Annotated in this window: 8 protein-coding genes; 1 reads left to right on the top strand and 7 read right to left on the bottom strand. The window is 70.6% G+C overall.

The features are described 5' to 3' along the window. Nucleotides 1-76: 76 nt before the first annotated feature. From VFZ20_RS22335 to lipA, 6 genes are all read right to left on the bottom strand, one after another. Nucleotides 77-1,069, bottom strand: a complete 993-nt coding sequence (locus VFZ20_RS22335; protein ID WP_329686166.1) for a PPC domain-containing protein — start codon at nt 1,067-1,069, stop codon at nt 77-79. A 228-nt stretch (nt 1,070-1,297) separates the two neighbouring features. Continuing rightward, the gene (locus tag VFZ20_RS22330; protein WP_329686165.1) at nt 1,298-2,620 is read right to left on the bottom strand and encodes a pyruvate dehydrogenase complex dihydrolipoamide acetyltransferase; all 1,323 of its coding nucleotides are present in this window, start codon (nt 2,618-2,620) and stop codon (nt 1,298-1,300) included. Nucleotides 2,621-2,722: 102 nt separating this feature from the next. Further along, on the bottom strand, nt 2,723-3,703 hold the full coding sequence (locus VFZ20_RS22325; protein WP_329686164.1) for a pyruvate dehydrogenase complex E1 component subunit beta: 981 nt from the start codon (nt 3,701-3,703) through the stop codon (nt 2,723-2,725). Between the two features lie 3 nt (nt 3,704-3,706). Beyond that, nucleotides 3,707-4,864, bottom strand: a complete 1,158-nt coding sequence (pdhA, locus tag VFZ20_RS22320) for a pyruvate dehydrogenase (acetyl-transferring) E1 component subunit alpha (protein ID WP_329686163.1) — start codon at nt 4,862-4,864, stop codon at nt 3,707-3,709. A 40-nt stretch (nt 4,865-4,904) separates the two neighbouring features. Further along, nucleotides 4,905-5,498, bottom strand: coding sequence for a Uma2 family endonuclease (locus VFZ20_RS22315; protein WP_329686162.1), 594 nt, complete (start codon nt 5,496-5,498; stop codon nt 4,905-4,907). Between the two features lie 48 nt (nt 5,499-5,546). Beyond that, nucleotides 5,547-6,668: a lipoyl synthase gene (lipA, locus tag VFZ20_RS22310; protein ID WP_329686161.1), complete on the bottom strand. Its 1,122-nt coding sequence runs from the start codon at nt 6,666-6,668 to the stop codon at nt 5,547-5,549. Between the two features lie 469 nt (nt 6,669-7,137). Here lipA and VFZ20_RS22305 point away from each other — a divergent pair, with 469 nt between their 5' ends. After that, the gene (locus VFZ20_RS22305; RefSeq protein ID WP_329686160.1) at nt 7,138-7,608 is read left to right on the top strand and encodes a hypothetical protein; all 471 of its coding nucleotides are present in this window, start codon (nt 7,138-7,140) and stop codon (nt 7,606-7,608) included. 356 nt (nt 7,609-7,964) lie between these two features. Here the strand turns inward: VFZ20_RS22305 and VFZ20_RS22300 are convergent, their stop codons facing one another. Then, nucleotides 7,965-9,251 (bottom strand): homoserine dehydrogenase, encoded by a 1,287-nt coding sequence (locus VFZ20_RS22300; protein ID WP_329686159.1) that lies wholly within the window; start codon nt 9,249-9,251, stop codon nt 7,965-7,967. Between the last annotated feature and the right edge of the window lie 142 nt (nt 9,252-9,393).

Here is a 9,393-nt window from a genome sequence, read left to right as displayed (position 1 = left end):
TGCTGTCATTCTGAGGTCGGCCGGCGCCGGCTGAGACTGTCCGTCGCGTACCGCATCAGGCGCCGGACCGCCATGGTCAGCGCCGCTTCACGGACAACGTGTAGCGGCCGGTGTCGCCGGCGTAGTGCGCGCGGGCGTGGATCTCGTACTCGCCCGGATCGGGAAAGGTGATCGTGAGCTCGCTGTCCGTGCCGAATCCGCTGTCGTCGTCCACGTCCAGCGTCGTCCACGCGCCGGCCTGCACGTGCACCACGCGCAGCTCCGTGTCGAAGTCGTCGGACTCCATGCGGATGACGACCGTCTCCCCGGCCTGACGCGCGCGGAACGTGTACACGTCCAGGTACGCGGGGTCCAGGGCGCCCTGCCGGTCCCACCGGTCCAGCACGCCCCCCACCGACGTACCGGCGCGCAGCTCCGCCGGCGGATCCTGCACCGTGTCCGCCAGCAGCGTGGGCGAGCCGTAGCCCGTCATGGTGTCCGTCATCGTCACCACGGTGTCGACGGAGGGAACCTCGGGCAGGGTGACCGTGTCGATCAGCACGGTCGTCATGCTCATGACGGTGTCCACCGTGGGGAGGAGCGCGATGGTCTCCATCGTATCCGTCGTGACGAGCACGTCCGTCACGTAATCGTCCGGCCGGGTGATGACGGGCGCCGAAATCGTGTCCGCGTACCCCTCCAGGCGCAGCTCGTAGCGGCCCCGGCCCTCCGCGCCGACGGCCGCGACACGGACCAGGTACGTGCCCGGCTCGGACGGGGCAAAGTCCAGGCGGGCGACGGCCGTGCCGTGCTGGGCACGCGTGGTCTCCACGCAGCCGGCGCCGCAGCGCCCGCCCGGCTGCCCGCCCGCCGACAGGTGCACGTCGAAGTCTGCCCGCGCGAAGATCACGTACCGGTGCCACTCCTTGGCCTCAAGGCGCCACGTGTCGTAGCGCGCGCCGCTGGCCAGCGCGGAATCCCCGGCCGTCAGCTCGCCCGTGACGGCGGCGTCCGCGCGGATGAACGGCTGCGCGGCGGCGGGCGTTGCGGAAAGGCAGAGCGCGATCAGAAGCAGGACGAGTTGGCGCATGAAATCCGCTCCGGGGCGGGGAGGATGAACCGGCGGAAAGCGCGGAAGCGGCGGATGAAGATCCGCGGCGGCATGCTACTCGAAAGGAATACGGTACGTTCCGCCGCGCCCCCGCGCCACGATCCCGTAGGCAGATGATCCGGACCGCACGATGGTCCCGGACGCACCGCGGCCCCGCCGACGCGAGGTCGGCGGGGCCGCGGAGGTCCGTCAGGAGACGGCGGACCGTCAGGCCACCATCAGCATGGGCTCTTCCAGGTACTGCTTGAGCGTCTGCAGGAACGCGGCGCCGGTGGCACCGTCGATCACGCGGTGGTCGCAGCTGAGCGTCACGCGCATCCGCTGGCGGATGGCCATGTTGCCCTCGTCGTCCACCACCACCTTGGGCCCGATGGCGCCCACGGCCAGGATGGCGGCTTCCGGCGGGTTGATGATGGCCGTGAACTCCTCGATGCCGAACATCCCCAGGTTGCTGATGCTGAACGTGCTGCCCGTGAACTCCTCGGGCTTCAGCTTCTTTTCCCGGGCGCGGCCGGCGAGCTCCTTGACCTCGGCCGAGATCTCGGTGACGCCCTTGCGGTCGGCGTCGCGCACCACGGGGGTGATGAGCCCCTCGTCGATGGCCACCGCCACGCCGATGTGCACCTGCTCGTACAGGTGGATGGCATCGCCCGTCCACGCGGCGTTCACGAACGGGTGCTTTTGCAGCGCCATGGCGACAGCCTTGATCACCAGGTCGTTGGGGCTGGTCTTGACCCCCTGCTTGGCGAAGCGGTCGTTGATGCGTGCCCGCAGCGCCATCGCCTCGCCCATGTCGATTTCCACCGTGAGGTAGAACGTGGGCACGGGGCCAATGGACTGCGCCAGGCGCCGGGCGATGGTCTTGCGCATCTGCGTGAGCGGATGCTCGCGGTAGCGCGCGTCCGTCGAGGGCTGCACGCTCGGCGCGGCGGGCGCCGGGGCGGCCGCCTCGGTGGCCTGCTGCGTCGCGGCGGCGGCCGGCTGGGCGCCGCCCTGGGCCACGGCCTGCTCGATGTCGCGCTTGACGATGCGGCCGCCCGGTCCCGTGCCCTGCACGGAGCCGATCTGCATCCCGGCCTCCTGGGCCAGGCGGCGCGCCAGCGGCGACGCCTTTACCCGCCCGTTGTCCCCGCCCGTCTGCGCGGGCGCGGCCGGATGGGCCTCTGCCTGCTGCGCGGGGGCGGAGGCCTCCGCCGCCGGAGCGGCCGTCGGGGCCGCGTCGGCCTTGGGCGCTTCCGCGGCCGGGGCCGGCGCCGCGCCGGACCCGCCGGCGAGGGACGAGATGTCCTCGTCCGCCGCGGCGATCACGCCGATGAGCGAGGCCACGGCGGCCGTGTCACCCTCGGCGATGAGCTGCTTGCGCAGCACGCCGGAGCCGCGGGCCACCAGCTCCATGGTGGCCTTGTCGGTCTCCACCTCGGCGAGAACGTCGCCTTCCTTGACGTCGTCGCCTTCCTTCTTGAGCCAGGTGACCAGGCGCCCCTCTTCCATCGTGGGGGAGAGCGCCTCCATGAATACCTTGGTCGCCATTTCGTATCTCGGCTGGAGAGTGCGAAGCGCGAACGGGCGAGCGTGCGGGAGGGCGAGGAACCGAAGTTCACTTTCGCACTCTCGCACTTTCGCACTTTCGCACTATCTGTAGAGAACCTGGTTGACCTTCTGCACCACCAGCTCCGCGTTGGGCTTGGCGGCCTTTTCCATGGCCTTGGCGTACGGCATGGGCACGTCGGCCTGCGTCACGCGCAGCACCGGCGCGTCCAGCATGTCGAACGCCTCTTCCTGGATGAGCGCGGCCACCGTGGCCGTGATGCCGCCGTAGGGCCAGCCTTCTTCCAGCAGCACCACGCGGTTGGTCTTGGCGACCGTCCGGAGGATGGCGTCCGTGTCCAGGGGGCGCAGCGAGCGCAGGTCCAGCACGTCGGCCTGGATGCCGTCCTTTTCCAGCTGCGCCGCGGCCTTGAGCGCCTCGTGGATCATCTTGCCGTGGGTGATGATGCTCACGTCGCCGCCCTCGCGCTTGAGGTCGGCCACGCCCAGGGGGATGACGTAGTCGTCGTCCTCAGGCACCTCGCCCTTCATGTTGTACAGCATCTCGCCCTCGAACACGCACACCGGGTCGTCGTCCCGGATGGCGGCCTTGAGCAGGCCCTTGGCGTCCGCCGGCGTGCCGGGCACGACCACCTTGACGCCCGGGTAGTGCGCCACCTGCGACTCCAGCGCCTGCGAGTGCTGCGCCGCCAGCTGCAGCGCCGCGCCCGTGGGGCCGCGGAAGGTGATGGGCATCTTGAACTGGCCGCCCGACATCGACCGCATCTTGGCCGCCGAGTTGAAGATCTGGTCGAACGCCAGGATGGCGAAGTTCCAGGTCATGAACTCGATGACGGGGCGGATGCCCGTCATGGCCGCGCCCACGCCCAGGCCGGCAAAGCCCAGCTCGGTGATGGGCGTGTCGACCACGCGCGTGTCGCCAAAGCGGTCCAGCAGCCCCTTGGACACCTTGTAGGCGCCGTTGTAGACGCCGACCTCTTCGCCCATGAGGAAGACGTCCGGGTCCCGCTCCATCTCCTCGGCGAGCGCCTGATTGAGCGCCTCGCGGTAAGTAATCACCGCCATCGGTTAGCGATTCCTCATGTCGAAGTAGAGACGGCCGTTGACGTCTTCCTCTGCGTAGATCTCCGTGTACAGCTGGTCCACGCCCGGCTCCGGGGACTTGTCGGCGAACTCCGCGGCCTCCTCGGAGATGCGCTTGACCTCCTCGTCCATCTTCTCCAGCTCTTCCTGGCTCAGGATGTTCTGCCGGGCCAGCAGGTCGGCGAAGATGCGGATGGGATCGTTCCCCTTTTCCTTCTCCACGTCTTCCTTGGTGCGGTACACGCCGCTGACCGGATCGGACATGGAGTGGCCCACGAAGCGATACGTGCGCGCCTCGATGAGCGTGGGGCCCTCGCCGCGGCGGGCGCGATCGACGGCTTCCTTGGTCACCCGGTACATGTCCAGCACGTCCATGCCGTCGGCGACGGCGCTGGGCATGTTGTACGCGCCGGCCTTCTGGTAGATGTCGTACAGGGACGACGCGCGCTCCCAGGCCGTGCCCATGCCAAAGCGGTTGTTCTCCACGATGAGGATCATGGGAACCTTCCACAGGGCGGCCATGTTGAGCGACTCGTGCAGGGCGCCCTGGTTCACGGCCGCCTCGCCGCAGTACACCTGGATGACGCGGTCTTCCTGGCGGTACTTGATCTTCCACGCCACGCCCAGCGCCAGCGGGATCTGGCCGCCCACGATGCCGTGGCCGCCCAGGTAGTTCTTCTCGGCGTCGAACATGTGCATGGAGCCGCCCTTGCCCTTGCTGCACCCGTCGGCGCGGCCGTACAGCTCGGCCATCACGGCGCCGGGGGTAATGCCGCACTGCAGGGCGTGCACGTGCTCGCGGTACGCCGTCATGACGTAGTCGTCGGGCGTCTGGGCGTGGATGGCGCCCACGGCCACGGCCTCCTGGCCAATGTACAGGTGGCAGAACCCGCCGATCTTGCCCAGGGCGTACGCCTCGGCCGTCTTTTCCTCGAAGCGGCGCGCCAGCAGCATGTCGTACATCATCTGGCGCAGCTTGTCGGGCTCCAGCCCCTGCAGGCGCTCCTTGTCGGAGAGCCGGGGCTTGTGCTCCGTCTGCGATTCGCGGTCGGGCTCGCCGCCCGCCGCGGCCGCCGCCTCGGGCGACCGGTCCTCGGCCTGGGCCACGGCGGCCACGCCGTCCTGCGTCTTTTCGTCAGCCATCACTCTTCTCTTTACCGTTGCCCGTGACGGGTCCGGTTGGTCAAGCGGATCGCTCGTCCGCCGCGAGTACGCCCTCGTAGATCTCCGACAACGCAAGCGAAACGTCCAGCGAATCCAGGCGGACCACCGCGTTCAACCCCGTTGTCTCCTTGAACAGCCAGAATCCTTCCCCGTGGCGCGTGAACTGCTGGATCCGCGGCCGGTCCTGGGAAACGAGCAGGTAGTCCTGCAGGGACGAGATCCGCCGGTAGCTGTCCCCCTTGGTAACGTGGTCGTATCCCGCCGTCGAGGGCGACAACACTTCCACGAGCAGCGTGGGGTTCAGCAGGAGATCCGACCCGCGCACCCGCTCACGCTGAGGTCCACCGCAAAAGACGGCGACGTCGGGCAGGTACGCGTTGTCTCCCACCCTCGGTGTAACGAGCGTTCCCTGCGACACCACTCCGCACGGGCGGCCCTGGAGCTGGTTCCCGAGCGCCTGCGCGATCCGCTGCGTGATCAGCCCGTGCTCCAGGGACGTGCCCGCGAGCGCGACGATCTGCCCGTCGACAAACTCCAGACCCGTCTCGCTCGCCTCGAGGGCAGCGATGAAGTCGTCCAGCGAAATGGTCGCGGTCCGCGGATGCGTGGCCATCGGCTCCCCTGGAGTACGCCCTTCGTAGTACGTTCTGCGCGCGTGCCGTTACAGGCTCCCCAGCTGCACCAGCCGGGGCGCCGGAGGCGCCACCAGGGCGGCGCGGATGGCGGCTTCCTCGGCGTCGATCACCACCGTCGCGTCGGCATCGGCCTCCACGATCTCGGTGATGCTGCCGGGGCCGCCCGCGTCGATGGTGCGGGCCTGCTCCTTGGCATGGTACGACGAGCGCACCAGCGGCCCGCTCTCCACGTGCCCAAAGCCCAGCTCCCGCTCGCCGATCTCCTTCCAGCGGCGGAACTCGTCGGGATGCACCCAGCGGTCCAGCGGCACGTGGTGCTCCGACGGGCGCAGGTACTGGCCCAGCGTGAGGATGTCCACGCCCGCCTCGCGCAGGTCCTTCATGGACTGACGGATCTCGTCCTCCGTCTCGCCCATCCCCAGGATGATGGCGCTCTTGGTGAGCTGCGCCGGGTTCATCCGCTTGACGGCGCCCAGGAACGAGATCGATCGCCAGTACTTCGCCCCCGGGCGCACCAGCCGGGACAGCCGCTCCACCGTGTCGATGTTGTGCGCCAGGATCTCCGGCCGCGCGTCGACGACGGTCTGCAGGGCCGCCTCGTTCCCCTTGAAGTCGGGGATGAGCACCTCCACCGAGCAGCCGGGCACGCGCTCGTGGATCTGCCGGATGGTCTCGGCGTAGATGCCGGCGCCGCCGTCCTTGAGCTCGTCGCGGTTCACGGAGGTGATCACGGCGTGCTCCAGCCCCATGGTCACCACGCTGTCGGCCACGCGGCGCGGCTCGTCCCAGTCCAGCTCCGTGGGCATGCCGTGGGCGACCGCGCAGTACTTGCACGCGCGCGTGCACACGTCGCCCAGGATCATGAAGGTGGCCGTGCCGCTCTCCCAGCACTCGCCGATGTTGGGGCAGTGCGCTTCCTCGCACACCGTGTGCAGCCCCTGCGACCGCATCAGCTCCTTGAGCCGCAGGTAGTTGGGGCTGCCGGGCGCGCGCACCTTGAGCCACTCGGGCTTGCGGGCGCGGTGCGATACGGGCTCGCTGCCGTCGGGGCGCGGGAGGTTGACCGTGCCCTTGCTCTTGACGATCCCGTTGTCCTTGCCCGCCGGGGCGTAGCCGCGCTGCGGGGCTTCGGGCGCCTGGATGCTCATATGCCTTCTCCGCGGGGCCGGGCCCCGCCGTGGGTCATCCGGTTGCGAACACGGGGCAGAGGCGCGCTTTGGCGGCTCCACCCCGGCTGTGCGCTTGAGCCCGGCCGCGGCGCCCGCAACTCGCGGGCCGGGCCGGGTGTGCTGCGAATGCTACAAGTTATCCCCTCGCACAAGCCCCCGCTACGGGCCACGCGGATGAACCGCGCTCAGTCTATCGCCTGCCGGTGCGGTGGCGCAACATTGATCCAACTGGGAACAAATACAACCGTGGTACCCCCGTCGGGAGCAGGCGATCCGAAACGGCATACAGGCGCGGGAGGAAGAAACGTCAGCCAGCGGCGGGCATCCTCCCGGCGTCCCGGTTGCGACTTCACGCGTCCAATCCGCGCGCCTTGACAGAACGAACAGCGCGACGCCTCTTTGCAGGTGTCGCGTGCTGTTCGCCCCCTCTTCGAACCTGGAGCCCTCCATGCGTACTCACGCCATTGCGTTTGCCGTTTTCGCCGCCGCCCTCTCGGGCTGCGCCTCCGCGCCCCCCCGCGGCGACGGGACGACGGCCGAGCCCCGCATCTACCACATCGACGCGCGGCCCGAGGCCACGGCGACGGCCCTCATGAACGCGTTCCAGGCCGTCGGCCTGGTGCCGGCCCCGTCCTCCCACTCCCGCCAGGTGGTGCTGGCGAACACGGAGCTCACCGGCGACAGGCAGCTCGCCCGCACGCCCCGGGAGCAGCTGTTCGACTGCGGGACGGGCGGCGCGTCCGACCCGGTGCACGTGGGGGTGACGGCGCTCGTGGATGACCAGACGGGCGCGGCGCGGCTGACGATCTACGTCCACGCCGCGAATTCTGCCGGGACCGCGGGGACGGAGGGCACGCCCTGCCGGTCGCTGGGGGTGCTGGAAGACGCCATCGCCACCCAGGTGCGCGCGCGCGTCTGACGCTCTGACACACTCCGGAGCAGATGAATCCCCGCCGTGCGCGATCAAGCGTCGCACGGCGGGCTTTCGTTTGGGGGAGTGGAGCACTGACCCGCCGCGGATCGGATGCGAGGCGCGGCGTCCCAGCCGGAGCGGCTAAAGCCGCCGCAACGACTGCGGAAAGCCTCACAAACTGCGTGAGGCTTCAACTGCTTGATGGGCGCGCCGGTGCACATGGCGTCGCCTGTGCCGGGGCAGTCCGCGCAGGCGGACTTCGTGCCTTTCCAGCGGCGAATTCATTCGCTCCGGCTGGGAGACGGCGATCCGGCTCAGGCTCGCCCATCCGTCCCGCCGCATCCCTCTGATCGCGCGGATCGCTATCCCTCCACGCGCAGAATGCCGGGCGACAGCCCCTGCACCTCCAGCGCCCGCAGCGCCAGGCCAATGCGCGGCCACGCCACGGGCCGCGTGCGCTTCACGCTCACGCCCTCGCCGCGGACAATGCGGTCCACGTCCACCTCCACGCGGTCCAGCGTCGCCCGCAGCGCCTCTTCCGCCGACGTGCCGCGCTCCACGGCGATGGCCCACGCGTGCGCGCGGCGATCCGGGACGGCGGGCGCGGCGGCGCGGCGCGGGGCGCGGTGCCGCTGGGCGGGCCGCACGAGGTCGCCCAGCAGCGCGGACGCCGTGGGCCCGCCGCCCGCGCCGGGGCCACCCAGGCGAATGCGCCCGTTCCACTCGCTCTCCACGATGACGAGGTTCTCCTCGTCGCGCGTGCGACCCAGATCGCCGCCGGCGGCGACGAGCACGGGCTCCACGCTGGCGACGATGCCCTCCGGCACGCGCGCCGCCTCCGCGACGAACCGCACGGCGCCGCCCAGCGCCCGCGCCGCGCGCGCCAGCCGATCGGCGCCCTGCTTGAGGCCGCGCCGGCGCACGTCCAGCCGCGCCGGCTCCGTGCCGAACGCCAGCCACGCCAGGATGCGCAGCTTGTCCGCCGCGTCCTCGCCGCTCAGGTCGCGCGAGGGGTCCGCCTCCGCGAATCCGCGCGCCTGCGCATCGGCCAGGGCGTCGGCGAAGGTCCAGCCGTCCTCCAATCGGCTGAGGATGTAGTTCGTCGTGCCGTTGAGGATGCCGCGCACGGACCGGATGCCCGTGAGCGACAGCGACTCGCGCAGCGCGCGGACGACGGGAATGCCGCCGGCCGCCGCGCTCTCGAAGTCCAGCCGCCCGCCGTGGCGCCGGGCCAGTGCGGCCAGCTCCGGACCGTGCGCCGCCACGAGCGCCTTGTTGGCCGTGACGAGCCGCTTGCCGCGCGCCAGCGCCGCGCGGGCGATGGACAGCGCGGGCTCGATGCCGCCGATGGCCTCCACGACCACGTCCGCCTCCGCGGCGGCGGCGAGGAACGCGTCCAGATCCGTCGTCAGCCGCGCGCGGTCCAGCTCGTCCGGGCGGGGGCGCTCGCCGTGCGCCACGAGCACGCGCACGAGCTCGAAGCGCAGGCCGTGCCGGGCGCGCGTCTCGGCGGCGCCGTGGTGGAGCATTCGCACCAGCTCGCCGCCCACGGTTCCGCACCCCGCCAGCGCCACCCGCACCGTCCGCGCGCCGCGGACAACGGCGGGTACGCGGACCGTCTCGCTCTCGATCTTCAGTGCCGTGCTCATCTGCTCTCTATCGTTCAGTTGGACTTCGTTTCACGTACAGGGAAGAACCGCGGCCCGTACACTGTGGCGGAGTGTGTCTCGCCCGCGGAGAGCCCCCTCCCCCCGGCCCCCTGCCCCCGCTCCGCGGGGGAGGGGGAGAACT

The organism is Longimicrobium sp. (assembly GCF_036280135.1).
Taxonomy (GTDB): Bacteria; Gemmatimonadota; Gemmatimonadetes; order Longimicrobiales; family Longimicrobiaceae; genus Longimicrobium.
Note: the sequence above shows the minus strand (reverse complement) of the source record. Positions and strands in the feature narration are given on the sequence as shown.